Genomic DNA, 24,133 nt, shown 5'->3' with positions numbered 1-24,133 from the left:
AACTAATCGCCAGTCGTGCGATGGTCGAGTTTACTAAATGCCAAGGTGACCTCACCAACTTTAAAGCCCCACTTTTTGACCATCGCGCGATTGAGCAATACACCATCGGGTTGTAAAAACATCCAGTCGTCAAACTGAACATGAATCGAGCGGTTGCCATAGGGTAAATCAAGGGTATAGCGCCAGTTGAACACCGCACCTGCGGTTTGGCCATGTGCCTTACCTATTACATCGCCCGCTGTTCCTTGGTATTGATTGGGTGCGGTGCGTTCAATCACCCAGATTCTCTGTTCAGTTTCACCGTCATCATAGACAAATTGCTCGTCAAGTGTGAGCGTGTTGCCCTCAATGGTTCCAGTTATATCGACGTAGAAACGACGCTTGAGCTCACCGCTGCGAGTCTGAAATTGTCCCCATGCATAGGTTTTACCTTCAAAGTAGTCAAACAAGTCCAGTGCTGGCTGTGTGTGTGCGTAGTGTTCAACTTTCATGTTGCTACATCCTGTTAAGACTAAAGTGAATAGTAAAGCACTTAAAAAATAGGCTTTTTTCAACCAGGCCTGGCGGTTAATAGCCGAGTTATTAACCATGTTTTTTCACCAGTGTAATTTGAACGACATCGGTGCGCTGAGTTTCAAAACCGACGCGACAATAATCTAAATAATAATGCCAGATACGTTGAAAGCGTGCGTCATAGCCAAGTTTTTCGAGTTCATTGCGGTGCGCGTCAAAGTTTTCACGCCATTGCCAAAGTGTATGGGCATAATCTTGACCAAAATTCAGTTGATTGCTGATTTCAAAACCGTACTCGGCGGCCATTTCCCTCAGCTGAGTTTTTGATGGCAGTAGCCCACCGGGGAAAATATAGGTTTGAATAAAGTCCACACCATTTTGATAGCTCTCGGCGTAAGCTTCGTCAATCGTGATAATTTGCAATACCGCTTTGCCATCGTTTTTGAGTAGTTTTTGAAGTTGCGAAAAGTAGCTGTGCCAATATTCCTTGCCCACCGCTTCAAACATTTCAATGCTCACGATATGGTCAAACTGCCCGTCAATATGCCGATAATCGGTCAAGCTTAGGTTGGTTTTGTCACTCAGCCCAGCCTGTTTTAGGCGATGTTTAGCAAACTCCAGCTGTTCGCGCGATAGGGTGACGCCGGATACCTGTGCACCTAATTGTGCGGCTTGTTCAGCAAAACCACCCCAGCCACAACCAATTTCAAGAATATGATCGCCAGCTTGAAAATCAAGCTCGTGCAAAATGCGTTGGTATTTGGCGGTTTGACCCGATTCCAGATCAGTCGGGTTATCCGCATACAACGCACTTGAATAGCTCATGGTCTCATCAAGCCAAAGTTGATAAAAATCGTTGCCCAAATCATAGTGTGCTGAAATATTATTTCGGCTGTTTTCAACGGAGTTATGGTTGGCGCGATGTTTAGCCAAGAATCGGCGATAAAACCAATTCTTGCCTTTGAGTGTATCGCTCAATGCGCGTTCGTTTGCCGCGCCTAGGCGCAATAAACTGTGCAGGCAAGGGGTGGCAATGAGTCCGTCTGCATAGGCCTTGGCAAAACCAAGCTCACCTTGCATCAACAGCCCCCAGCTAAAACGCAGCGGATTCAAAATCATTAATTCCGCATGAAGGCCGGGTTGTTTACCATTAAATCGGCGCTGGTGCTCGCCGAGTTGGACGGTAAGCGAGCCGACTTCGATCTGCTCAAACGGTAACCAATTTAATAGGTATTCGCCATAAAATGGTACCCGCGATGGGTTAACGGATTCAATGTTGTCGAGTAGTTTGGGTTGTGATTTGGTTAACATAGCTTCATCTCCGAATGACTATAATTGACGGATTCAAGGTGTTTGGGGGTGCGATGAAACTGGCCGCCTTTGAGCCAAATTTTTAATGCCCACCAGTGAATAAGACTGATTACTTTCAGTGCGCGCCATGGCGCGAAGCCTAAAAGTTTTAGTAGCGTAGAATGGTTAAGTGGTTGCTGTCGGCCAGATTGACTGGCATAAAAAAAGGGTTTGCCATCTCGGGTTTCCTTGATGTAGGTAAACACCTGATCTCCCGGACGTTTTAAACGAAAATGGTAGCGTGCTTGCATATCGATGAAAGGCGATACATGAAACACCTTGTCAGCCTCGGCTTTAATGGAGGTGGGTGCTAGGCCGTCTTTGGGTTTAAGAATATAGTGGTGCCATTGGCCGAAGGTATTGCTCACCTCGGCAATCACCGCTATAACGCGATTTTGGGCGTCATAAGCGTACCAAACCGCTAGCGGATTAAAGCTATAGCCCAAAATGCGCGGATAACACAGCAATTCGACACGCGCAGGTCTTGCGATGCCATAATCCGCTAAAAATCCATCAACCCAAGTGCGCCAAGGCGTGCCGTCGCGCGGGCCATGATCTTTAAATCGCAAGCTAACCCAGTTAAAGCGATTCAGGCTTAATAACGGATTCTGTTTGGCTTCCTGTTCTATTTGATCGATATCCACCTTGATGCTCACGGTGTCGTAAACAAATTTATAGGCCACAGGCTGTTCGCGTTCATGCATCACTTGACCAAAATACAAACAAGAGCTCATCTTAACGTTCCCAAGGCAAGGCGATTTGCCATTTACGTGCAATATTGACCGCACTGGCCAAGCCATCCTCATGAAAACCGTAGCCAGTATAAGCGCCAGCAAACCAACAATTTTTATGGCCTTGAAGTTGATGCAGCTCGGCTTGGGCCTGCATCGCGCCACGATCGAACACCGGATGCATATAATCAATTGTCTGAATCACCTTGTCAGCAGCAGGTTGATGAGTCGGGTTAAGGGTCACAAATACATCGGTGGCGATATTCAGCGGTTGCAATTGATTCATCCAGTAGCTGACCGCCACGGCACGCTCTGCCGCAACGCTTTGCCCGCTTAAATAATTCCACGAGGCCCAAGCAGATTTGCGCGTGGGCATTTGGTTGGTATCGGTGTGCAACCAGGCCTGGTTGAACTGATATTTAAAGTTTGCTAAAAGCGCAAAACCAAATGGTTTGAGTAGTGCATAGCTTTCATCGCCGTGGCAGGCAAACACCACTTGATCAAACTGATGACGCTGGCCATCGGCACTAATCAGTTGTGTGGTTTCGCTATCTACGGCCGGTAAATACACATCAGTGATGCCGCTTTGATATACGTGAAACGCATCTTTAGCAATGATTTTATCTATATAACTTTGGGCACCATTAACCAGTGTTTGCCACTGGGGGCGCTCATTTACGTTTAACAAACCGTGGTTTTCAAAGAACTGCAAAAAGCTATTAGCTGGAAATTGCAACATGGTTTCGGTCGGGCAAGACCAGATAGCAGCAGCCATCGGTAACAGGTAATCGCGTTGCATCGTTTCACCAAAACCATGCATAGCTAAATAATCGCCAAGCGACAAATCGGGAGACAAGCCCTGCGCAAGATCAGCTTTGCCTAGCTTGTTAAACCGCAAAATATCGAAAATCATGCGCCAGTGTTTAGGTGAAAAAAGATTGCGCCTCTGGGCAAACATCGTATTCAGGTTATTACCCGCATACTCCAGTTTACCCTGATCAATTGAAACCGCAAAGCTCATGTCGGTTGGATGGGTTTGAACATTCAGGTGTGCCAACATCGCTTTTAGAAAAGGGTAATTGGGTTCGTTGTAAACAATAAACCCGGTGTCAATGGCGGTGGTTTCGCCATTTATTTCTGTATTGATCGTGTTGGTATGGCCACCGAGTTTAGGGTTTTTTTCAAACAAGGTGACATCGTGTTGCTGACTTAAAAACCAAGCGGAGGCCAGACCGCTAATGCCGCTGCCGACCACCGCTACTTTATATTTTTTTGAGGGATTAAACATTAAGCTGTCCTTGCGCTGTAGTTTGTTATATTATATTTATACATAAATTGTACGATTAAGCAAGGGTTGCGTGATGAAAAACTTATACAAGAGGGTAAATCCTGTGACGATTTGGATGGTGGGCGCCTCCCAAGGTATCGGGTTGGAATTGACCAAGCGTTGGCTAGAACAGGGGCATCGCGTCATTGCCAGCGCGCGCCAAGCCGAATCTTCAAGTGAATTGGCCGTCTTATCCAAGCGTTATGCAAATTTGAAATGTTTGAATCTTGATGTCACCGATGAGCAGGATTGTCAGCAAAAAGCCAACCAGGCCTGGTTGCTATTTTCGGGTATTGATATCTGGTTTTACAATGTTGGGGCCTACCAGCCGATGACGATAGCGCAGTGGTGCACAGAGGATTTTGTTAAGATGAACCAAGCTAACTATCTTGGTGCGGTGTCGTTGATGGTTGCCCTGCAACCGATGTTTGCTAAACAGGGCTCTGGGCGCTGGATTTGGAATGCCAGTCTCGCCAGCTATTTTGGCTTACCCTATGGCGGTGGCTATTCCGCACCTAAAGCGGCGCTGGTCAATTTGGCTGAATCGCTGCAGCCGGAGTTGGCACAGCAAAATGTTCAGTTACAAATTATCAATCACGGTTTTGTTAAAACCCGCTTAACCGCAAAAAACGACTTCAGCATGCCAGGCCTGGTGGAGCCGGCTCAAGCCGCTGCGCTGATTGACCAAGGCATGCAGCGCCAAAACTTTGAAATCCGCTTTCCGTTTAAACTACGGATTTTCCTCAGTGCGCTCAAAACCATGCCGTATAGTTGGGCGCTGGCGATAACGCGCCGTATGCTCAAATCTTAAACCTATATAACTAATACCGAGAAGTCTAGAATCTATTATGAATACTATTGACCAAACCCTTGCTATTTACAAAGACCTATTTGAAAACCTAAAACCCGATCATCTGCGTGATGAATTCGCTAAGGTTTATGAGCGAAATATTTACTTTAAAGACCCGTTTAACGAAGTGCGTGGCATCGGTGATGTCAGCAAGCTGTTTAAGCATATGTTCGATACGCTGCATGAACCGCAATTTCGAATCCATGCGATGGCAGGGCAAGACAAGACCGGCTTTTTAGAGTGGCGGTTTTACTTTAAACGTAAAGCGGACTCGCCAACGCTACAAATTAACGGCATGAGCAAAATCCTCATCAACGACGCAGGCAAGGTCATTGTACACATTGACTACTGGGATTCTGGCGAATACGTGCTGCGCAAGGTGCCGCTGATCGGTGCGATTAACAACTGGATTGCCCATCAACTCAAAGCGAAATAAACCATGAAGACCGCGCGCGTCTGGACCCAGCCGCTGATTTACGGACTGCCTGCCTGGCCGCTGGCGATGCTGGGTATACCGCTTTATATCTACCTGCCCAATTACTATCACCAAATGGGGGTGGAACTTGCGCTGGTGGGGGTGATGTTGTTGTTAGCGCGGGTCACCGATGTGATCACGGATCCTCTGATTGGGTTGTGGCGTGATCGACTCTCAGCCAACGCGCGTAAACTCATGATCCTTGTCGGTTGGGCGCTATTATTGCTCAGTCTATGGCAGCTGCTACTGCCTGAACAAGCCAGCGCCTCGCATTTGTTGGTTTGGGCATTGTTGGTGTATCTCGCTTGGAGTTTGATCATGATTCCATACCAAGCGATGACCGCCGAAGTCACGCGCCAGTATCATCGTAAAACCCAGTTTACCGCCAGCCGTGAAGCCTTGGCCATTCTGGGGGTGGTGAGTGTGTTGCTCTTGCCGGTGATACTGGATCTTGCCCCAGATGGCCGAGATTTTTTTAGCCATTTGTTTCCTATTATTGCGCTGAGTCTTACGCTGTTTCTAGGCTTAATGCTATGGCGGTTGCGCTTGCCTGTTATCGCTAAAAAACAACCAGAAAAAGGCGTTTTTAACAACCAGGCCTGGTTGTTGATCTGGCGTGATTCGGCTTCTCGTCAATTATTGCCGGCCTATTTTCTTAATAGTCTTGCCAATGCCTTGCCCGCCACCTTGTTTATTCTGTTCGTTGAACACTATCTAGAATTATCGGCACAAACCGGTATTTTATTGCTGGCCTTTTTCATCGCGGGTGTGCTCGCTTTACCGGGTTGGATTTGGTTAGCCAAACGCTTGGGCAAATACACCGCCTGGCGCGGCTCGATGCTATTGGCTTGCTTAAGCTTTGTTTGGGTGTTTACGCTAGAATCAGGCGACTTTACTGGGTTTTTAATTATCAGCTTTATCTCTGGCCTCAGTTTGGGGGCGGATGTCGCGCTGCCTTCATCCATTCAAGCCGATATCGCCCAGCGCCTCAGCCAGCAACAGGGTGCGGTAAACGGGCTGTTGTTTGGTATTTGGGGCATGCTCACCAAGTTCGCCCTCGCGCTGGCCGTTGGCATTGCCTTCCCGATTTTAGGCTGGCTCGGCTGGGAAAACCAAAGCCAACAAAGCCTAGATGCACTGCTTTGGCTCTATGCCGGCCTGCCGGTTTTAATTAAGCTGGCCGTATTAGCTTGGCTCAGAAATGTGCTTTGAGCTGACTTATTGAGCCTTATTTGGCTCGAAATAAGCGAAGTAGGACCTTCAGGGCTTATCGGTTTCGCCCGACAGGTGTTTAGTCTGCTATATGATCTGCCCTGACGGCTTGATTGCGCCCCTGTTTTTTAGCCAGATAGAGTGCGTTGTCGGCTCGAGATATAAGGCTGTCGAGGGTATCGCCGGGTTGGTATTGTGTTACGCCAATGCTCACGGTTTGTTGTGCGTTTACTTCAAATACACTGGTGGCAATTTGGGTGCAAATGCGTTCAGCCATTTTATTCGCTTGAGCGCCGCCAATATCCGGGCATATTATTAAAAACTCTTCACCACCCCAACGTCCGATTGTGTCGTTTTTTCGAAGCTGCTGCTGCACTCGCTGGGAGAGTTGGACTAAAAGTTTATCGCCTGCAATATGGCCGTATTTATCATTTACACGCTTAAAATGATCGGCATCAATCATAAGAATGGAAAACGGCTGATTCGTTAATTGGGCTTGATTAATATAGGAGTTAATCAATTTGTCAGTGTTGTGGCGATTAAAGAGTCCTGTAAGCTTGTCGGTTTCAGCGAGTTTTTTGATATCAGCTAACGCATATTCAAGTTCACAGGTTTTCGCTGCGATAGAGCGCTCCAGCCAACTATTTCGCTCTTCAAGCTCCTTGATTGGGTAGGCTTCATCTGCGCAGTGCTCACTTGTTGGAAACGAGGCATGCACATGCCTTACCGACCACTTGTTGTGAATACAGGTCGCGGTGATGCTAAGGCGTAGATGATTGAAAGTGAGCGATTGATTGAGTATTTCGGTTTTAAGTGATAAAACACCAAGAAATAGGTATGCTTTTTCTTCAACTAAACATTGAATTTTAGACTTTTTAATTTGGTATTGAATGGGATTGGGTGCGTTGCTAAGATCTTGTTGGTAGAGTCTTAAACTCGTTTTGATATCAAAAGAAACCTCACCTGCACCTGTTCCAAAGCCAACTAGGTCATCGTGCAAAATTGCTTTTAGTTCTTTTAAGTTGCGCGCTAAAAACAAGGTATCGAGGTAATAGTGAAAAAACTGAAATGCCGACATATTGCTTTCGTTGCAGACCATTTTTAGTCACTCCACTGCGTTTTTTATTAATATTTCAAATATTTTAACTCAAAAGAATTGCGCTGATTGGTTTAATTATTTTAGTTTTTTTTGAACGCCTGCTTTATTTAACCCGGATATATCTGGGTTAAAAGGTTGGCGTCGATAGCACCCAGGCCTGGTTGGTTGTAGAATGTAAATCTTTTAAATTAATGGAGACGATGAGATGACAGGTGTAGCAGAAAATGCGGTCGAAAAACCTTTGAGTGAAGCACTGGCGTTAAAGACGGGCTCAGAGGATTTGTTTGCGCGTTTAAGTGCATTGCGTGATGGGTTCGAGTCAATCGCGCATCGACGGGCTAAGCAAGTACTTGAAGAGTTATTAGTCAAAGTAAATAAAGGGTATAAGACTTTAGATGCTATAGGGTATTTAATGGAACACGATCCTGAGCAGGCCGCCAAGTTGGCGCAGGATTTTACTGATCTGACCCCCGAAGGGTTGAGTGCGCAACGCGACCGGTTGCAGCAGCTTGAGCAAAACGCCCAAGCGCAGCTTGCGCGTTTAACACCGACTGAGGTGGATGAAGCGGATAAAGATTAAGTCTGTTTTTTGAATAACAGCAACAAAAACAACCCTAAGGCGCTGACGACAATCGCGGGGCCGGAGGGGAGGTCGGCGTAGTAGGATAGGGTTAGGCCGATGAGCACGCTGATGGTGGCTAGGATAAAGCTATAGCCGAGCATTTGTTCGGGGGTGCGGGCTAGGCGTCGTGCGCTGGCAGCCGGTAGAATCAGCAAGGATGTGATTAACAGCACGCCGACAATTTTCATCGCCACCGCAATCACTAACGCCAGCAATAGCGCCATTTGCAGTTGCAGGCGTTTGACATCAACGCCTTCAACCTGCGCCAGTTCACTATTCAATGTCAGATTGAGCAGGTCATGCCAATGGCGGCTAAAAAACCCAATCAATAACAAACCAATCACGAGCATCCATATCAAATCACTTGGATGGATGCTGAGAATGTCACCAAACAAATAGCCCAAAATATCGAGTTGAATATTGCCTTGTAAACTCAATACCACCAAGCCTGTTGCCAATGCCCCATGCGCCAGTATGCCGAGCAGGGTGTCCGAGGCGAGCTGGGCGTTGCGCCGCAGACTATGCAGACCAAATACGATTAAAAACGAGGTGATCACAATCGCCAGCGTTAAGTTAAGCTGGAGCATCAGCCCTAAGCCAATACCGAGTAGCGCGGAATGGGCGAGGGTTTCGCCAAAATAAGCTTGGCGTTGCCAAACCACAAACACTCCAAGTGGGGCGGCCAGCCAAGCAGCGAGCAGTCCACCGGCTAAGGCGAGCAGCATAAAATGATCAATCGCCATGCGCGTCTCCGTGTTGGCAGTGGGTGTGTTGGTGTTGATAGAGGGCGTGTTCGGGCAGCGTTTGGCCAAACTGGGCGATAAAACTTGGGTGGTCGCGTAGGCTTTGAACTGTGCCAGAACAGCAAATATGTTGATTAAGGCAAATGACTTGATCGGTATGTTTCATCACTAAATGCAGGTCATGGCTAATCATTAACACCGCGCACTGGCGTTTTTGTTGTTGGCTGTGAATAAGCTGGTAAATTTGGCTTTGGCTTTGGAGGTCGATGCCTTGTACCGGTTCGTCGAGCACCAATAAGTCCGGGTTACGAATGAGGGCGCGCGCCAGCAATACCTTTTGCATTTCACCACCAGATAAACCTTGAATCGGTTGGTTAAGCAGGGCGCGAATACCGAGTTCTTCTGCCATGCCTTCTAAGCCTGTGCTATGATAATTGCCCGGTTTTTGCGCGTTGCGCTTTTGCACATTGTTTAACCCAAGCTGTAAAAACCGTTTCGCGGTCAGCGGGAGCGTGGGGTCGATATGAATTTTTTGCGGCATAAAACCAATCATCAGGTTATGGTGGTGGGCGACCCTGCCTTGGGTGGGCGTTAGAATTTTAAGTAGAATTTTAATCAGGGTTGATTTGCCAGCGCCATTCGGGCCAATCAATGTGGTAATCTGATTGCGGTGCAATTGCAGGTTAATGTCTTGCAACACCGGTTTATTCGCAAATTGATGGCTGATGTTTTCAGCGTTGATAAGTAGGGTTTCATTCATGGCGATATTTTACAGGATTTAGATAATGCTTAAATCATTACAGCGTTTTATTTTTGTCGGCTTGGCGTTTGCGTTGGGTGGTCTATCAACGGCCTCCGCCCAAACGCGTGATCTGCATTTGGTGGTATCGATTCCGCCGCTTGCCGCGATGATTGCACCTTTATTGGGTGAACAAGATCGCCTTACCGTTTTGTTGGATGTGGGCGCGACGCCACATGGTTTTCAACTTAAGCCGAGCCATTTGCGCCAGTTAAATGAGGCGGATTTAGTGGTGAGTGTTGGTACAGGCGTGGATGCTTGGTTGCAACGCGCATTGCGAAATGTGAGCAGCCCGAGTTTTGTTGCGATGCAACAACCCGACCTGCTTGTGTTGCCCAAACGCGAGGGCGGTGTTTGGGATAAACACGACCATTCACACGACCATAAACATCATCATGGGCATAAGCATGCTCATAGCCAAGATCCAGCGCGGATAGATGGGCATGTGTGGCTAAGTTTGGAGAATGCGCGGCTGATTATGGATGGGGTGGCGCAACAGCTCATTGAGCTTGATCCTAGTCGCGCTGGTGAGGTGATTGCTCGTCAGCAGCAGGCTTGGGCGAGTTTGCAAGCGCGTAAAATCGTGTGGCAAGCCCAGCTTGCGCCTTATAAAGATAAGCCGTTTATTGTGATGCACGATGCGTATCAGTATTTCGAGCAGGATTTTGGTTTGCAAGCGGCGGGCACCATTCATGTTAATCCTGAAGTGCCGCCTTCGGTACGTCGGATGCAGGAATTGCGTCAAGTGATGGCGCAGCGTCATGTAGCCTGTGTATTTAAAGAACCTCAGTTTCCAGAAGGACGCTTAGAGGCGGTGGTGCGTGGTACGCAGGTCAATATTGGCTCGCTAGACCCATTAGGCTTTGATGGTGTTGTTCGCCCTTATGAAGCCTTTTATGATCGTTTGGTGCAAGATTTTGTTGCCTGTTTTAAATAACGGAATTAAGCGATGCAGAAGGTTTGTTTAATCGGTTGGCCGGGTTCAGGTAAGTCGCGGTTTTATCAATTAATTGCGCCGCAGTTACAGGCATTGAATTTGACTGTGCGTGAAGCAAATGGACTGGTGTGGGATATTCAGCAGGAGGTGCAGGAGCAGGCCTGGTTGGTATTGGATGCGCGCCAGCGCGTTGAATCGCCAGATGAACTGGCGACCTTATTGAATGCCGCCGATGCGCAGGTGCTGATGTTTTGGCAAGAGGTGTCACTGGACAACCAGGCCTGGTGGTTAAAACAGCTCAAATCTTTTGCGCCCGCTAAGCCTTATGCCTTGGTGATGCCCTCGGGTTTAGCGGATGCCGAATTGATTAAACTGGCCGCCGCGCCACTTAGCGCCCAACAACCAGATTGGCCGAGGTTGCAGCGGATGGAATTTGTGTTACCCAAGCTGGTGCTAGAACATTTCACATTTGTATTGGATGCGATGCAGCGTGATTCCACTATTCAGCTTTGGCGTGCAGTCGGGGTGGTGGAATGTTTGGAATTTGCCAACCCTGTAGCGATTGAAGCCGGACGTAACTGGGTTTATCAGTATAATGCCGGCGATGCCCAAGCGGGTTGGTTACGTTTAGAGGGCGTGGGGTTAAATCAGGCGGTGTTGTGTGAATGGCTGTCGGCCTGTTATGCGCCGGGTAACTAGACATTGACCGAATAACCGACTAAAATACTCTGAAATTATTTCGACTGCCTTGAGCGGTGTTTTTTATTGACATAACTAGACAAAAGACTTGAGATGACACAATCCACTCAGTACCAAGAGATCAACGACTTATTAAGCAAAAACAAACACTATAAAGAAGGTTTTTTCACCAAAACGCTGGTGCAAACCTTCGATAAGGGTTTGAATGAAGATATCGTGCGTGCGATTTCGGCCAAGAAAAGCGAACCGCAATGGATGTTGGACTTTCGTTTAAAAGCCTTTAAGCATTGGCAAACGATGGTGGAACCCCATTGGGCTAAAGCCGACTATACGCCAATAGACTATCAGGATTATAGCTACTATTCCGCCCCAGAGTGCAGTAGTTGTAACCAGGCCTGCGACAAAGCAATGGATGGTAAAGATCACAGTCAGCCAAGGATGGATCCGGAAGTCGCCAAAGCCTTTGCCAGCTTGGGTGTGCCGATTGATGATAGCAACTCAGCGAACATTGCGGTGGACGCGATTTTTGATTCGGTGTCGGTATCAACCACCAAACGTGATGATCTTGCCAAGCTGGGGATTATATTCTGCTCGTTTTCAGAAGCAGTGCATGACTATCCTGAATTGGTTCAGCAGTATATCGGAACGGTCGTGCCTTACCATGATAATTTCTTTGCCGCGCTAAATTCAGCGGTCGCCTCGGATGGTACGTTTGTTTATATTCCGCCAGGTGTACGTTGCCCCATTGATTTATCAACCTATTTCCGTATCAATGAAGCCAAAACCGGCCAGTTCGAGCGCACGATTGTGATTGCCGACAAAGGCAGTTATGTTAGTTATCTTGAAGGCTGCTCGGCACCGGTACGTGATTCCTATCAGTTACATGCCGCGGTGGTTGAGGTGATTGTGCATGAAGATGCCGAAGTTAAATACTCAACCGTTCAAAACTGGTATCCGGGGGATGATGATTGCCAAGGCGGTATCTTAAACTTTGTTACCAAGCGCGGTATTTGCGAAGGCAAAAATGCCAAGTTATCTTGGACGCAAGCAGAAACCGGTTCAGCGATTACTTGGAAATACCCAAGCTGTATTTTAAAGGGCGATAACTCGATTGGTGAATTCTATTCGGTGGCGCTAACCAATCGTCGCCAGCAAGCGGATACCGGCACCAAAATGATTCATATCGGCAAAAACACCCGCAGCACCATTATTTCTAAAGGCTTATCGGCTGGGCGCAGCGACAATACCTATCGTGGGTTGGTGAAAATTCTGCCTTCAGCCGAAGGGGCGCGAAACTTTACCCAGTGTGATTCGATGTTGATTGGTGATCAGTGCGGTGCGCATACCTTCCCCTATATTGAAGTCGAAAATCCAAGCGCACAGATTGAACATGAAGCCACGACTTCACGCATTGGTGAAGACCAACTCTTCTATTGCCAGCAACGCGGTATCAGCGAGCAGGACGCGATTTCGATGATCGTAAATGGCTTCTGTAAAGAGGTCTTTAAAGAGCTGCCGCTGGAATTTGCGCAAGAAGCGGAAGAACTTTTGGCGATCAGCCTTGAAGGTTCAGTCGGTTAGCCGTCATTCAATCTTATTTTTAAACGCTAAAGCGAAGATAAACATTATGTTATTAGATATTCAAAATCTCCAAGCCCAAGTAGAAGACAAACAGATTCTTAAGGGTATTAACTTGCAGGTAAACCCGGGTGAAGTTCACGCGATTATGGGGCCCAACGGCTCAGGAAAAAGCACCCTGTCTAGCGTGCTGGCGGGTCGTGAAGACTATGAAGTCACCGAGGGTTCGGTGCAGTTCGACGGCGAAGACCTGCTTGAAATCGATGCGGAACAACGCGCACAAAAAGGTATTTTCCTCGCGTTTCAATATCCAGTAGAAATTCCGGGCGTATCGAACAAGTTGTTTATGCAAACAGCACTGAATGCCATTCGTGAGGCACGCGGTCAAGCGGCGTTGGATATGTTTGATTTTGATCAACTGGCGATGGAAAAAATGAAAGCTCTGCAGATGTCGCCGGTGATGCTCGAGCGCTCAGTGAATGTTGGCTTTTCCGGTGGCGAGAAAAAACGCAATGATATTTTCCAGATGGCGATGCTTGAGCCGAAACTATGTATCCTAGATGAAACCGATTCTGGCTTGGATATTGATGCGTTGCGCATCGTGGCGGATGGCGTCAACAATCTTCGTTCACCTGAGCGTAGTTTTATTGTGGTCACCCACTACCAACGTCTGTTGGATTACATAAAACCTGATTTTGTCCACGTGCTGTATAACGGCCAGATTATTAAGTCTGGTGGCTTTGAATTGGCGCAAGAACTAGAGGAGAAGGGGTATGACCACCTTATCCAAGCCCATGAAGAAGCTTAGTCCTGTAGCGCAAAGCGCGGTTGATTTTTATCTTGCGCAAGCCAAAGCATTAAGTGCGCGTAATGATCAGCCAGAACTGGTGGCCTTCCGTCAATCCGTAGCCGAACGCTTTGCGCAGCAAGCGTTTCCAAGTCGTCGTGACGAAGATTGGAAATACACACCGATTACGGGTTTTTTGCAAACCCATTATGCGGTTGAGGGCTTGGCAAAGATTGATGAAGCAGCGATCAAAAAACTGCTGCCACCGTTTGATGTCATGCATCTGGTGTTTATTGACGGTTATTTTAGCGAACGCTACTCGGATGACTTGAGCGAACTACCGCGTGGATTGAGTATCGAGCCGGTCAAGGATGCATTGGATTTCTCACAGGGGCATTGTGCTTTGATGACGCATGAGCAAAAAATTCAAGACGAGCCATTTGGTTGTTTGAACTCGATGCTGTTTGATGATGGTGTACTAATTACCCTTGATCCGCATTGTCAGGTTGAGCGACCGATTCTATGTAGTTTTTTACAAACGCAAGATGGTCATGCGAATACGATTCGTAATCGTGTGGTATTGGCGCACGGTGCTCAGTTGACCCTCATTCAACAGCATGTCAGCGCACAGCCCGAGTTGAATGCGTTTGATAACGTGGTGTCGGAAATCGAGTTGGCTGAACATGCGAATCTGCAACAGATTGTGCTGCAAGATCTTGCCACGCAGGGCGCGTATTTTGGTTTGCAGATGATTGATCAAGCGGAAAAGTCGGTGTTTAACTCGGTGTATGTCGGGTTGGGTGCGGCCTTATCACGTCATCAAAATGTGTTAATGATGGCGGCGGAGCACATTGAGTCCAATCAATCGAGCGCGTGCTTAGCGTCAGGCAAACAAGTTATGGATACCCGGACCCATACTGAGCACCAGGCCTGGTGGGGTGTGAGTCGTCAATTGCATAAATTGGTGTTGGATGATCAAGCCGTGGGTGTGTTTAACGGCATGATTAAGGTGCATAAAGGCGCACAAAAAACCGACGGTCAAATGGACAATAAAAACCTATTACTCTCGAAGACGGCGCAAATTGACAGCAAGCCACAATTGGAAATTTATGCCGATGATGTTAAATGCTCGCATGGTTCGGCCTCGGGACAAATCAGCGAAGAGCAGATTTTTTATCTGCGCGCACGCGGCATCAATCAAACCGATGCGCGTCGCTTAGTGACTCAAGCCTTTTTGCTCGAACCCTTGGAAGCGGTCAGTTCGCCTAAAACCCAGGCCTGGTTGGCCAACAAGCTAACGCAAAAGCTTAACGGTTAAGTTTAATATTAAGAAAGCTTCGTCATTGCGAGGAGCGCAGCGACGTGGCAATCTTTAGCCTAATTTTGCTCCCTGCTTCGTCTAGGAGCGCCCTTTAATGCAACTAGCAGGTGTTTTCATGTTCGATCATGCCGCGCTTCGAGCGCAATTCCCTATTTTACAGCTCCAAGAAAACGGTCACCCGCTGACCTATTTGGATAATGCATCGACTAGCCAAAAACCTCAGTCGGTGATTGACGCGGTTGAGCGTTATTATCGCGAACAAAATGCCAATGTGCATCGTGGTGTCTACGGCTTAAGCGAGCGTGGAACCGAAGCCTTTGAAGCCGTGCGCAAACAGGTGCAAGGTTTTTTAAATGCCCAGTCCTATAAGGAAATTATATTTACCCGTGGTGCCACGGAAGGCGTGAACCTGGTGGCGCAAAGCTGGGGGCGCAGCACACTCCAAGCCGGTGATCAAATTATCGTGTCGGAAATGGAACATCACTCAAACCTAGTGCCTTGGCAAATGCTGCGTGAGCAAATCGGCATTGACGTGGTGAAGTGGCCAATTAATGAGCGTGGTGAACTCAGTTTGGATGATCTAGCCGGCCTTCTAAACGAACGAACCAAACTGGTGGCGGTTACTCAGATGTCAAATGCGTTGGGCACAATTAACCCCGTTGCAGAGGTCATTAAAATGGCACATCAAGTTGGCGCGAAAGTACTGGTTGATGGTGCGCAGTCTACCTCGCATATGGCGGTGGATGTGCAAGCGCTAGATGTCGATTTCCTGGTGTTTTCTGGTCATAAACTTTATGCGCCAACGGGTATAGGCTGTTTGTATGCTAAACAAGAATGGTTAGAAGCCATGCCGCCCTATATGGGCGGTGGCGATATGATTTATAAAGTGAGTTTTGAGCAAACCGAATACAACGAGCTACCCTATAAGTTTGAAGCTGGCACGCCAAATATTGCGGGTGTGATTGGGCTGGGTGCGGCGATTGATTTTGTCGAGCAGCTGGGTTTTGAGCGTATTGCGCAGATCGAAGACGACCTGTTGCATTATGCCACTGAGCGGTTGAGTCAGATTGCGGGGCTGCGCATTATCGGCACCGCGCAAAACAAAGGGGCGGTGGTGTCGTTTGTGATTGAGGGCGCGCATCCGCATGATCTAGCGACCCTGTTAGATCAAGATGGCGTCGCCGTTAGAGCCAGCCATCATTGCGCGATGCCGGTGATGCTGAAATTTGATGTGCCGGCCACTGTGCGTGCATCGTTTGGCGTGTACAATAACCGTGAAGATGTCGATAGGCTGGTTGCGTCTGTTCATGAAGCCTTAGATATGTTACGCTAGATTTTTAAACTGATTTAGGAATAGAGTTATGTCGTCACAGCCGTTTGAATGGATACGTCTTGAATTGTTACCGATTGCAGGTCAAGATGGCTTGTCCCCAAAAATTATTTGGTGGAACCCTGAGCAGCGGATTCTTGAAGGCGAGGGCGCGCAAGACGTTCAAGAACTCGCCGAATCCGCCAAGCAAAAAGGCAGCCTACAAACCGGCAGTGGTGGCCATATCGAAATCACCGACCCCTTGCACCAACCCACCGAACTCGCCGCCGTACTCGCCCAGTTCTACTGGGTCATCCCCCAACCCGTATCCGCCTCCGGCGAAGATCCCGCAGCAACACCGCTCAACGCTTAATTTCCTTCGATAGTAGGTAGCGGTTTAAAACAAACGTTCCACTTTTTAGCATATAAAGGCCGTGTTATGAGTGAATATCAATATTATCAATTTGAACGCCTAGAGGGGCATTTAGATAGTCATCAGCGTCAAGCATTGCGCGAAATATCCAGTCGTGCAGATATCACCACGACGTCTTTTAGTGTTCATTATAATTATGGGGATTTAAAGGCGGCGCCTTGTGACATGATGCTCCGCTATTTTGATATAGGTTTTTTTTATGCCGAGTGGGGCGCTATTAATGTTTATATTAAATTGCCCAGGGGCTCGATACCCTGTGCGCTCCTACAGTTTGCGTCGTCTAGTTTGGATGTTAAGGAAACCGAGCAGTCGCAGTTGCTCGTATTTTCAATAGAAGATTATTTTGAGCGCTTTAGTTATTTTGACGGGGAGCAGCGGGTAGATTTTTTTCAGCATCTCGCTAGGCTGCGTAATGAGTTGATGCAGGGTGATTGGCGGATATTGTATTTTATGTGGACCCAAGCGATAGCGGAAGTGGATGCGCTTGGTGCGATACCGATGATTGATTTTGATTACAATCGCTTAACGAGTGCGCAAGCCGCTTTTGTAGATTTGTTTGGGATATCTTTGGTCTCAATGAAGGCCTTAGCGCTTACATTACAAAATCACCCGAGTCATCAAAGACGCGCGCAATCACTTCAGCTGGAAGATTGGCTTAAGTCCTTGAGTGAGGCAGACAAAAATGCGCTATTAAGCCTTGTGTTTGAGCAGGGGCAGCTCACCCGGCAGCAAGCTTTCGCGATCACCTCAACAGCGCAACGGCGCGAACCCGAAATCTATCAATATTGGCTAACTACCGCGCTGATGGCACCCTATATTGAGCAGGCTGAAGCACAGTTAAAGCAAGCGCAAGCCAAGCGCTTGGAAAAAATACAGGCCAAAGAGAAGGCTGAAAAAGAAGCGAAACTTCTCAAGGTGTATGCGCAGCGCGAACATTATTGGCGTCAAGCACAAGTTCAGGTCAGTCGCGCTTGTGCTAGTGGTTATGATCAAGCCTCTAATTACCTTCACCTGCTAGCGGAAGCTTATCCGCTCAAGCAAGATGGGCCTGCGTTTGAGGCGCGCTTTGAGCAATTTATTGACGCTAACAGGCGCCGTAGAACACTGTTAAGTCGGCTGGTTGACTTATTGCCAAAGGGTTAAAAACACTACTCAATATTCTGAACCTGTTCGCGCATTTGTTCTATGAGTACTTTGAGTTCGACGCTGGTTTGGGTGCTGCGCACGTCAATCGATTTGGCGCCGAGGGTGTTGGCTTCTCGGTTGAGTTCTTGCATTAGAAAGTCGAGTCGTCGTCCGATGGACTCGGTCTGTTCAATGACCCGCGCTACTTCATCAAGATGGGTGTGTAAACGGTCTATTTCTTCGGTAATGTCGGCTTTTTGTGCCAAAATCGCCAGTTCCATCGCCAGTCTGGATTCATCTAGGTTTTCTGTCATCTCAGCAATGCGTGATTTTAGCTTGGTTTGATGGTTGGCCAGAATCTGCGGCATCATCGGCTGTAATTCGGCTAGGTGTTGACGAATGGCCTCAAGGCGATGAGCAATCATATTCTTGAGCTGCAGACCTTCACGCTCACGCGCTTGATTAAGCTGTACAAGTGCCGATTGAAAGCTGGCGAGTAAATCCGCTTGATAATCACTTAATGGCGTGTTGGCATTTTTAAGCAGGCCTGGCCAGTTGAGGAGATCCAGCGGATTGACTTGTGTGGCTTCAGGCAGTGCCATTTGAATTTGGTTAATCGCTTGGCTGAGTTGTTGGAGTTGTTGGTCATCAATCGCGTAACTCTGTTGAGCTTGCGCGAGGTCATAGCGCAGGCCAATATCCAGTTTGCCACGATGTAATGCGCTTTTACAGGCTTCACGCAGCGGCATTTCTAGCGCACGTAGCGCATCGGGTAGCCGAAAGTTTAGTTCCAAAAAGCGCTGGTTCACCGAGCGGATTTCCCAGTGAATTTGCCCCCAATCAAAGGTTTGGCTAAGGTGGGCAGAGGCGGTCATGCTTTTCATTTATTGATCCTTGTTGATTATCTAGGCTAAGCGGTTGGGGTATAATAGCGCTCATTTTACCCGGATGTTCCATAAATTCGCGTGAACTTTATGGAATATCCGGGTTAACAGTTTAGTGATAAAGGAACAGGGATGCGTCCAAGTGGAAGAGCGCTTAGCGATTTAAGAGAGATTAAAATAACCCCCAAAGCGACCAAACATGCTGAAGGTTCCGTGTTGATTGAATTTGGTGATACGCAGGTTATTTGCACCGCCAGCGTGGAAGAGGGTGTGCCGCCGTTTTTAAAAGGCAAGGGCCAGGGCTGGTTGACGGCGGAGTATGGTATGTTGCCACGCTCAACCGGAACACGTATGCGCCGTGAAGCAAGCGCGGGTAAGCAAGGCGGGCGTACCTTAGAAATTCAGCGTTTGATTGGACGCGCGCTGCGTGCGGCTCTAGATTTAACCCAGTTGGGTGAGCGTACTATTTATATTGATTGCGATGTGATTCAAGCCGATGGCGGCACACGTACTGCCTCGATTACTGGCGGTTTTGTGGCGTTGGGTTTGGCGATTCAGCAGTTAATCGCTCAGGGTAAGTTGAGCCGCAATCCGATTGTGCATTCGATTGCGTCGGTGTCGGTTGGGGTGTACCAAGGTCAGGTGGTGGTCGATTTGGATTATGCGGAAGACGCGAATGCAGATACCGATATGAATTTGGTAATGACTGAAAAGGGTGAATTTATCGAAGTGCAAGGTACCGCCGAAGCGGCGCCGTTTAACCTTGCGCAAATGAATGAGATGATGACGCTAGGCCAGCAGGCGATTTTGCGTTTAATTGAAAAACAAAACCAAACATTGCAGACCGCTTAATCGCTGGCTGTTTAAAGGAATAATTTATGGAAACCTTGGTTTTAGCTACCAATAATAAGGGTAAGCTCAAAGAAATGCTGGCTTTGTTGCCGGGTAAGGATGTGCGACCGCAAGGCGAGTTTTTTAGTGATGAAGCGGGCGAAAACGGATTAAGTTTTATTGAGAACGCCTTGTTAAAAGCGCGTTTTGCATCGGCAAAAACCGGATTACCGGCGATTGCGGATGATTCGGGGATTGAAGTGGCGGCGCTCAATGGTGAGCCGGGTATTTATTCCGCACGCTATGCCGGTATGGGCGCTACGGATCGCCAAAACCTAAATAAGCTGTTAGAGAAAATGGATGAGGTGGAAGACGCGGATCGCCAAGCCAGTTATTATTGTGCGATGGTCTGTGTGCGCCATGCGAATGACCCGACGCCGCTGATCGGTTTGGGGCGCTGGCAGGGGCAGTTATTGCGCCATCCGCGTGGCGAAGGCGGGTTTGGTTATGATCCGATTTTTTATATCCCTGCGTTTGATTGCACGGCGGCTGAGTTAGATCCCGTTGAGAAAAACAAGGTCAGCCATCGCGCGCAGGCCTTGCGTGCCCTGATTGCACAGTTGGCCTAGTTGTTAAGCGATGTTGCACTTTAGCCAGCCTCTACCCTTATCGCTGTATATTCACTATCCTTGGTGTGTGCAAAAATGTCCCTATTGTGATTTCAACTCGCATCAAGCGAAGCAGGATTTAGCCCAGCAAGAGCGGTTGTATTTGCAAGCGCTGGTGAAGCAGTGTGAGGGGCTGTTGCCTTGGATTTGGGGGCGACCGATTTATACCGTTTTTTTCGGTGGCGGCACGCCTAGTTTGATCTCGGTGGAGGGGTTGGATTGGCTCTTGTCGCAATTGCGCGCGTTGTTGGGCTTTGGGCCTGAGATAGAAATTACCCTAGAAGCCAACCCTGGAACAGTGGATGAAGCCAAGTTTATCGGCTTTCGTCAAGCGGGTGTCAATCGCTTGTCGATGGGTATTCAAAGCTTTAATCCCCAGCACCTTAGCGCGTTAGGGCGAATTCATGATGACAACCAGGCCTGGTCGGCGATTGAAAAAGCCAAGCAAGCCGGATTTAGCAATTTTAATTGTGACTTGATGTTTGCGCTGCCTAACCAAACGCTAGATCAAGCGCTTGAGGATGTGCGGCGTTTAATCAGCGCCCAGCCAACCCATATTTCACATTATCAACTCACGCTTGAGCCGAATACGCCCTTTTATCGTCAGCCACCCGTGCTGCCGGATGAGGATTTGGCTTGGGAAATGCAACTGGCTTGCCAAGCTGAACTCAAGCAGGCGGGTTATCAGCATTACGAAGTATCGGCCTTCAGTCAAGCGGGGCGGCAGGCGCAGCATAATCTTAATTATTGGCAGTTTGGTGATTATCTGGGCTTGGGCGCGGGCGCGCATGGAAAAATCAGCTTGCCGCAAACCGGGGAGGTTTGGCGAACCCAAATGCCGGCTTCGCCAGGCGCATATTTGCAAACCATGCAACAAGCTGAACGTTCAACCCGACCTGGTCGTTGGCAGCAGGTTGATGCGGGCGAATTAGCGTTTGAATTTATGCTCAATGCGTTAAGATTACAGCAGGGTTTTGAATTGGATTTATTTAGCGCACGCACAGGCTTAGCCTTAACGGAGATTGCGCCGACGCTCAGTGCGTTAGAAGCAGAAGGCTTGATTGCGCGGCGTGACAATTGGCTGAGCGTCACCCCGCTGGGACACACTTATTTAAACACGGTGATTGAACGGTTCTTACCGCTATCCTGACAAAGGAGTATTGAAAATGGCAAACGGATTAAAGCGTCTATTCAAAATTGTATTGATCGTGGCGGTGTCGGTGCCGCTGTTTTTGTTAATCGGCTTTGTATTGGCGATAAGTTTTATGGACTTTAACAAATACAAACCGATGATAGAGCAAGAAATCAGCGCAAAAACCGGTTTAGAACTCAAAATAGATGGGGATTTAAATGCAGGTGTCTGGCCCTTGCAGCTCTCGATTGCGTCTAGTCAACTCCAGGCGGCTGATGCCGATGCTGGTGCTGGTGCTGGTGCTGGTGCCGATTCTTCGCCCGTGTTGGCGTTTGATCAGTTGAATTTACAACTTTCCTATCGCGATTTATTGTTTAACCGAAAATTACAATTAACCTCGGTGGAATGGATCAAGCCGCGTTTAGTTTTGACGCGTCAGCAAGATGGCCAGGTGAACTGGCGCAAGCAGGCGCAGAACGACACGGATTGGCATTATCGTCAGGTCGCGCAAACCACTCAAACAGCCGAAAAACAACAGGCATTGGCCGCTATTTTGGCACCCATCGCTCAGTTGGTTGCGCAGTATGATTTGAAGCTGACGCGATTTAAAATTGTCGATGGTGAGCTGATTTGGCGCGACTTGTCAGCGCATCAGGCGTTTGATATTAGCGGATTACAACTGGATGCCACACCGATTCAGTTGGCCGAGCCGATGGCGCTTAAACTTGACGCACAGGTTAAAAATGCCGACAACCAGCAAACCTTCGATATCAAGTTTGAGGGTCAGGTGGTGTTAGCTAACAACCTAGAACATCTGCTCTTGCAACAAGTGCGAGCGAGCTTGGCGATGCAATGGCCGCCAGAAACCCAGAGAGTCGCCCAGCATCTCACCTTTACACTCAAACAACTAGATTGGTCGTTAAGCCAAGGGCATTGGCAGCTTGATGGCTTTTCTTTGGACACGGAAGCCATGGCGTTTAGCTTGGATGCCAAAGCGCATCCACAGGGCGAAGATAACGAGCAGAGCAAAGATAGCGAACAAAGCCTGCAGGTTTCATTGAACATTGAGCGCGCCAATCCGCGCGCGGGGATGCGTTTGCTAGGCATGACGCCACTTAACTTCGTTGAGCAACGTGCGTTAACCGATCTGAAAGGAACGCTAAAAGCCCAGTGGGCTAACCAGGCCTGGTCATTAGAATCGATAGCCTTACAGCTCGATGATACCCAAATTCAAGGCTATTTCAGCTACCGTATAATCGAACAATTGCCGAGCTATCAGTTTGATCTTCATCTCGATCAGTTAAATATGGATTTTTATGCCTTGCGGGCGGCGGCCGCTGTTGAGAGTGAAAAGGGTGAAGCCATCAGCGAGTCAACTAGCGAGGCCACCAGCGAGTCAACCTATTTGCCGATTGCTATTCCTGTGACCACCTTGCGCGAAAGCCAAGTCAAAGGTCAGCTGGATATTGGTCAACTTCAAGCATGGCAAACTAAACTTACACAGGTCAAAATGGGCTTGAACTCAAACTATGGTCAACTGGTATTGGCGCCGTTTGATGCTAAATTGTATGCGGGGGAGTGGTTGAGCCAGCTACAAGTGGATGTTAATCATGACGCGCCCAAGTACCAATTAAAAGGTCGCATGATGCAGGTCGAGACCCAAGATTTTCTAACCGATCTTGTGGACTATAGCGCCTTAAGTGGACAGCTATCGAGTCGTTTTGATTTACGTACCCAAGGCAGTAATTTGGAGGCAATTAAATACCATTTGAATGGCTTGTTTTCAGCGGAGTTGAACAAGGGCGCGTATCGTTCATTAGACATTAACAAACTGCTCAGTGGTCAGGCCTCCCAGCCGGGTGATGCCACGCAATTCGATCAGCTACAGGTCAAAGGCGAGGCGATAAATGGTATTTATCACATACAACAAGCCGATTTACGTTCAGAACGCTTCAGCGCGCGTGCCTTTGGTCGAGTGCATATCCCACGAGCCATGATTGACAGCCAGTTACAATTCACCTACCAACAACCGCCAGCCAACCTAGCGATGCTCCAAGGTGTTCAATTACCCATTAAGCTAACAGGCCCCATCGCCGAGCCAGAGTGGCAAGTCGAACTCGCCCAACTACTCTCCCCCGACAACCTACAAAGGCTACTACGATTTTTGCGTTAAGGGCTGGTGGCCTTACCCATTAAACGCAAAATGGAAACATCCCTTGGACGCTTAGCCCGGATATTTCATAAACCCTAATTTCGCTCTCCACCCAACCGATTTTTTATGACGGTTCCCCGATTATTCGACTTTCTTTTCTATTTTTAATTTGATGAAGAGAGAAAAGCATCGACAATCCCTAAAATGCCATCTTTTTTTGTCGTTTTCTTCAAAAGCTTGGTGATTTATTCAATGAGTGGCACAAAGCACCCCTCTGAGGTGTTCAGCTTGGTTTTTTACTGGATTTTTAAGGGCTCTGGCGCGTGTTAAGCCGGTTGCGGTGGTTTGGATAGATAGAGTAGTTCACACACGCGGTGTAAAACGGCTTTGAGGGTGTAATGACTGGGGAGTTGGAGCTTGATACGATCCTTGTATTGACGCACACGCACCGCGATTTTAAACAGTTTGAGCATGAGGGTTTTGGGTTGGGCTTTGGCCAGCTGAGTGCCCTTTAAGGTGTTTTCTCGCAACGCGTGAATCAGGCTATAGGCCGCAC

The 24,133-nt window shown here is 48.1% G+C and carries 25 protein-coding genes; 16 read left to right on the top strand and 9 right to left on the bottom strand.

Translation table 11 applies throughout. From position 1 onward, the window contains the following. Positions 1–2: 2 nt before the first annotated feature. From NA59_RS09960 to NA59_RS09945, 4 genes are read right to left on the bottom strand one after another with little or no spacing between them, the layout of a single operon-like run. Entirely contained in the window at positions 3–590 is a 588-nt protein-coding gene (locus NA59_RS09960; RefSeq protein WP_083945039.1) for a DUF3833 domain-containing protein, read from the bottom strand. After that, on the bottom strand, positions 583–1,824 hold the full coding sequence (locus NA59_RS09955) for an SAM-dependent methyltransferase (protein WP_044411806.1): 1,242 nt from the start codon (positions 1,822–1,824) through the stop codon (positions 583–585). Before NA59_RS09955 ends, NA59_RS09960 begins: the two co-directional genes overlap by 8 nt. Beyond that, a complete protein-coding gene (locus NA59_RS09950; protein WP_044411803.1) occupies positions 1,818–2,597 on the bottom strand; it encodes a DUF1365 domain-containing protein in 780 nt (259 codons plus the stop codon). Before NA59_RS09950 ends, NA59_RS09955 begins: the two co-directional genes overlap by 7 nt. A 1-nt stretch (position 2,598) precedes the next feature. Then, positions 2,599–3,882, bottom strand: a complete 1,284-nt coding sequence (locus tag NA59_RS09945; RefSeq protein WP_044411801.1) for an NAD(P)/FAD-dependent oxidoreductase — start codon at positions 3,880–3,882, stop codon at positions 2,599–2,601. Positions 3,883–3,955: 73 nt separating this feature from the next. On the opposite strand from NA59_RS09945, the gene NA59_RS09940 reads away from it, so the two are divergent. Genes NA59_RS09940 through NA59_RS09930 form a run of 3 tightly spaced genes read left to right on the top strand, consistent with a single transcriptional unit; the run spans position 3,956 to position 6,458 of the window. After that, entirely contained in the window at positions 3,956–4,732 is a 777-nt protein-coding gene (locus NA59_RS09940; RefSeq protein ID WP_044411797.1) for an SDR family NAD(P)-dependent oxidoreductase, read from the top strand. Between the two features lie 37 nt (positions 4,733–4,769). Continuing rightward, positions 4,770–5,207, top strand: coding sequence for a nuclear transport factor 2 family protein (locus NA59_RS09935; RefSeq protein WP_044411794.1), 438 nt, complete (start codon positions 4,770–4,772; stop codon positions 5,205–5,207). A 3-nt stretch (positions 5,208–5,210) separates the two neighbouring features. Then, the gene (locus NA59_RS09930) at positions 5,211–6,458 is read left to right on the top strand and encodes an MFS transporter (protein WP_044411791.1); all 1,248 of its coding nucleotides are present in this window, start codon (positions 5,211–5,213) and stop codon (positions 6,456–6,458) included. 79 nt (positions 6,459–6,537) lie between these two features. Here the strand turns inward: NA59_RS09930 and NA59_RS09925 are convergent, their stop codons facing one another. Continuing rightward, positions 6,538–7,536, bottom strand: a complete 999-nt coding sequence (locus tag NA59_RS09925; protein ID WP_044411788.1) for a diguanylate cyclase — start codon at positions 7,534–7,536, stop codon at positions 6,538–6,540. A 226-nt stretch (positions 7,537–7,762) separates the two neighbouring features. Here NA59_RS09925 and NA59_RS09920 point away from each other — a divergent pair, with 226 nt between their 5' ends. Beyond that, on the top strand, positions 7,763–8,137 hold the full coding sequence (locus NA59_RS09920; RefSeq protein ID WP_044411786.1) for a hypothetical protein: 375 nt from the start codon (positions 7,763–7,765) through the stop codon (positions 8,135–8,137). Here NA59_RS09920 and NA59_RS09915 read toward each other — a convergent pair. Both NA59_RS09915 and NA59_RS09910 read right to left on the bottom strand, forming a co-directional pair. Then, on the bottom strand, positions 8,134–8,922 hold the full coding sequence (locus NA59_RS09915; RefSeq protein WP_096777608.1) for an iron chelate uptake ABC transporter family permease subunit: 789 nt from the start codon (positions 8,920–8,922) through the stop codon (positions 8,134–8,136). The two genes, NA59_RS09920 and NA59_RS09915, sit on opposite strands and share 4 nt — an antisense overlap. Then, positions 8,912–9,682, bottom strand: a complete 771-nt coding sequence (locus tag NA59_RS09910) for an ATP-binding cassette domain-containing protein (protein ID WP_044411783.1) — start codon at positions 9,680–9,682, stop codon at positions 8,912–8,914. The genes NA59_RS09915 and NA59_RS09910 overlap by 11 nt, the downstream gene beginning before the upstream one ends. 25 nt (positions 9,683–9,707) lie before the next feature. Between NA59_RS09910 and NA59_RS09905 the strand changes: the two genes are divergently transcribed. The 8 genes from NA59_RS09905 (at position 9,708) to NA59_RS09870 (ending at position 17,928) form a co-directional block, all read left to right on the top strand. Beyond that, positions 9,708–10,658: a zinc ABC transporter substrate-binding protein gene (locus tag NA59_RS09905; protein WP_044411780.1), complete on the top strand. Its 951-nt coding sequence runs from the start codon at positions 9,708–9,710 to the stop codon at positions 10,656–10,658. A gap of 12 nt (positions 10,659–10,670) precedes the next feature. After that, the gene (locus tag NA59_RS09900) at positions 10,671–11,357 is read left to right on the top strand and encodes a P-loop NTPase family protein (RefSeq protein WP_044411777.1); all 687 of its coding nucleotides are present in this window, start codon (positions 10,671–10,673) and stop codon (positions 11,355–11,357) included. 93 nt (positions 11,358–11,450) lie between these two features. Further along, positions 11,451–12,938 (top strand): Fe-S cluster assembly protein SufB, encoded by a 1,488-nt coding sequence (gene sufB, locus NA59_RS09895; RefSeq protein WP_044411774.1) that lies wholly within the window; start codon positions 11,451–11,453, stop codon positions 12,936–12,938. A gap of 46 nt (positions 12,939–12,984) precedes the next feature. Next, positions 12,985–13,743, top strand: a complete 759-nt coding sequence (gene sufC / locus NA59_RS09890) for a Fe-S cluster assembly ATPase SufC (RefSeq protein ID WP_044411838.1) — start codon at positions 12,985–12,987, stop codon at positions 13,741–13,743. After that, positions 13,709–15,040, top strand: a complete 1,332-nt coding sequence (sufD, locus tag NA59_RS09885; RefSeq protein WP_044411771.1) for a Fe-S cluster assembly protein SufD — start codon at positions 13,709–13,711, stop codon at positions 15,038–15,040. The genes sufC and sufD overlap by 35 nt, the downstream gene beginning before the upstream one ends. Positions 15,041–15,137: 97 nt before the next feature. Then, positions 15,138–16,376 (top strand): aminotransferase class V-fold PLP-dependent enzyme, encoded by a 1,239-nt coding sequence (locus tag NA59_RS09880; RefSeq protein WP_232504072.1) that lies wholly within the window; start codon positions 15,138–15,140, stop codon positions 16,374–16,376. Positions 16,377–16,404: 28 nt separating this feature from the next. Next, positions 16,405–16,725, top strand: coding sequence for a hypothetical protein (locus NA59_RS09875; protein ID WP_044411768.1), 321 nt, complete (start codon positions 16,405–16,407; stop codon positions 16,723–16,725). Positions 16,726–16,791: 66 nt separating this feature from the next. After that, positions 16,792–17,928: a hypothetical protein gene (locus NA59_RS09870; protein WP_044411766.1), complete on the top strand. Its 1,137-nt coding sequence runs from the start codon at positions 16,792–16,794 to the stop codon at positions 17,926–17,928. 5 nt (positions 17,929–17,933) lie between these two features. On the opposite strand, the gene NA59_RS09865 is transcribed toward NA59_RS09870, so the two are convergent. Beyond that, positions 17,934–18,794, bottom strand: a complete 861-nt coding sequence (locus tag NA59_RS09865) for a YicC/YloC family endoribonuclease (RefSeq protein WP_044411762.1) — start codon at positions 18,792–18,794, stop codon at positions 17,934–17,936. 132 nt (positions 18,795–18,926) lie between these two features. On the opposite strand from NA59_RS09865, the gene rph reads away from it, so the two are divergent. The 4 genes from rph to NA59_RS09845 are packed head-to-tail and all read left to right on the top strand — an operon-like array spanning position 18,927 to position 23,598. Further along, entirely contained in the window at positions 18,927–19,646 is a 720-nt protein-coding gene (rph, locus tag NA59_RS09860) for a ribonuclease PH (RefSeq protein ID WP_044411759.1), read from the top strand. A gap of 26 nt (positions 19,647–19,672) precedes the next feature. Further along, positions 19,673–20,254: an RdgB/HAM1 family non-canonical purine NTP pyrophosphatase gene (gene rdgB, locus NA59_RS09855; RefSeq protein ID WP_044411756.1), complete on the top strand. Its 582-nt coding sequence runs from the start codon at positions 19,673–19,675 to the stop codon at positions 20,252–20,254. Between the two features lie 10 nt (positions 20,255–20,264). Next, a complete protein-coding gene (hemW, locus tag NA59_RS09850) occupies positions 20,265–21,443 on the top strand; it encodes a radical SAM family heme chaperone HemW (RefSeq protein ID WP_044411753.1) in 1,179 nt (392 codons plus the stop codon). A gap of 16 nt (positions 21,444–21,459) precedes the next feature. Then, a complete protein-coding gene (locus tag NA59_RS09845; RefSeq protein ID WP_044411750.1) occupies positions 21,460–23,598 on the top strand; it encodes an AsmA family protein in 2,139 nt (712 codons plus the stop codon). 305 nt (positions 23,599–23,903) lie between these two features. On the opposite strand, the gene NA59_RS09840 is transcribed toward NA59_RS09845, so the two are convergent. After that, positions 23,904–24,133 (bottom strand): transposase (locus tag NA59_RS09840; protein ID WP_044411747.1); only part of this gene is annotated, 230 nt, incomplete at its 5' end.

The organism is Thiomicrospira microaerophila (assembly GCF_000934765.1).
Lineage (GTDB): Bacteria > Pseudomonadota > Gammaproteobacteria > Thiomicrospirales > Thiomicrospiraceae > Thiomicrospira > Thiomicrospira microaerophila.
Note: the sequence above shows the minus strand (reverse complement) of the source record. Positions and strands in the feature narration are given on the sequence as shown.

Coding starts and splice junctions, on each gene's coding strand:
- NA59_RS09905 (WP_044411780.1), top strand. CDS start 9,708: ATGCTTAAATCATTACAGCGTTTTATTTTTGTCGGCTTGGCGTTTGCG.
- NA59_RS09945 (WP_044411801.1), bottom strand. CDS start 3,882: ATGTTTAATCCCTCAAAAAAATATAAAGTAGCGGTGGTCGGCAGCGGC.
- NA59_RS09865 (WP_044411762.1), bottom strand. CDS start 18,794: ATGAAAAGCATGACCGCCTCTGCCCACCTTAGCCAAACCTTTGATTGG.
- NA59_RS09950 (WP_044411803.1), bottom strand. CDS start 2,597: ATGAGCTCTTGTTTGTATTTTGGTCAAGTGATGCATGAACGCGAACAG.
- NA59_RS09940 (WP_044411797.1), top strand. CDS start 3,956: ATGAAAAACTTATACAAGAGGGTAAATCCTGTGACGATTTGGATGGTG.
- rdgB (WP_044411756.1), top strand. CDS start 19,673: ATGGAAACCTTGGTTTTAGCTACCAATAATAAGGGTAAGCTCAAAGAA.
- NA59_RS09900 (WP_044411777.1), top strand. CDS start 10,671: ATGCAGAAGGTTTGTTTAATCGGTTGGCCGGGTTCAGGTAAGTCGCGG.
- sufC (WP_044411838.1), top strand. CDS start 12,985: ATGTTATTAGATATTCAAAATCTCCAAGCCCAAGTAGAAGACAAACAG.
- NA59_RS09880 (WP_232504072.1), top strand. CDS start 15,138: ATGCAACTAGCAGGTGTTTTCATGTTCGATCATGCCGCGCTTCGAGCG.
- NA59_RS09960 (WP_083945039.1), bottom strand. CDS start 590: ATGGTTAATAACTCGGCTATTAACCGCCAGGCCTGGTTGAAAAAAGCC.
- NA59_RS09845 (WP_044411750.1), top strand. CDS start 21,460: ATGGCAAACGGATTAAAGCGTCTATTCAAAATTGTATTGATCGTGGCG.
- NA59_RS09955 (WP_044411806.1), bottom strand. CDS start 1,824: ATGTTAACCAAATCACAACCCAAACTACTCGACAACATTGAATCCGTT.
- NA59_RS09925 (WP_044411788.1), bottom strand. CDS start 7,536: ATGTCGGCATTTCAGTTTTTTCACTATTACCTCGATACCTTGTTTTTA.
- hemW (WP_044411753.1), top strand. CDS start 20,265: ATGTTGCACTTTAGCCAGCCTCTACCCTTATCGCTGTATATTCACTAT.
- NA59_RS09915 (WP_096777608.1), bottom strand. CDS start 8,922: ATGGCGATTGATCATTTTATGCTGCTCGCCTTAGCCGGTGGACTGCTC.
- NA59_RS09870 (WP_044411766.1), top strand. CDS start 16,792: ATGAGTGAATATCAATATTATCAATTTGAACGCCTAGAGGGGCATTTA.
- NA59_RS09910 (WP_044411783.1), bottom strand. CDS start 9,682: ATGAATGAAACCCTACTTATCAACGCTGAAAACATCAGCCATCAATTT.
- rph (WP_044411759.1), top strand. CDS start 18,927: ATGCGTCCAAGTGGAAGAGCGCTTAGCGATTTAAGAGAGATTAAAATA.
- NA59_RS09935 (WP_044411794.1), top strand. CDS start 4,770: ATGAATACTATTGACCAAACCCTTGCTATTTACAAAGACCTATTTGAA.
- sufD (WP_044411771.1), top strand. CDS start 13,709: ATGACCACCTTATCCAAGCCCATGAAGAAGCTTAGTCCTGTAGCGCAA.
- NA59_RS09930 (WP_044411791.1), top strand. CDS start 5,211: ATGAAGACCGCGCGCGTCTGGACCCAGCCGCTGATTTACGGACTGCCT.
- NA59_RS09875 (WP_044411768.1), top strand. CDS start 16,405: ATGTCGTCACAGCCGTTTGAATGGATACGTCTTGAATTGTTACCGATT.
- sufB (WP_044411774.1), top strand. CDS start 11,451: ATGACACAATCCACTCAGTACCAAGAGATCAACGACTTATTAAGCAAA.
- NA59_RS09920 (WP_044411786.1), top strand. CDS start 7,763: ATGACAGGTGTAGCAGAAAATGCGGTCGAAAAACCTTTGAGTGAAGCA.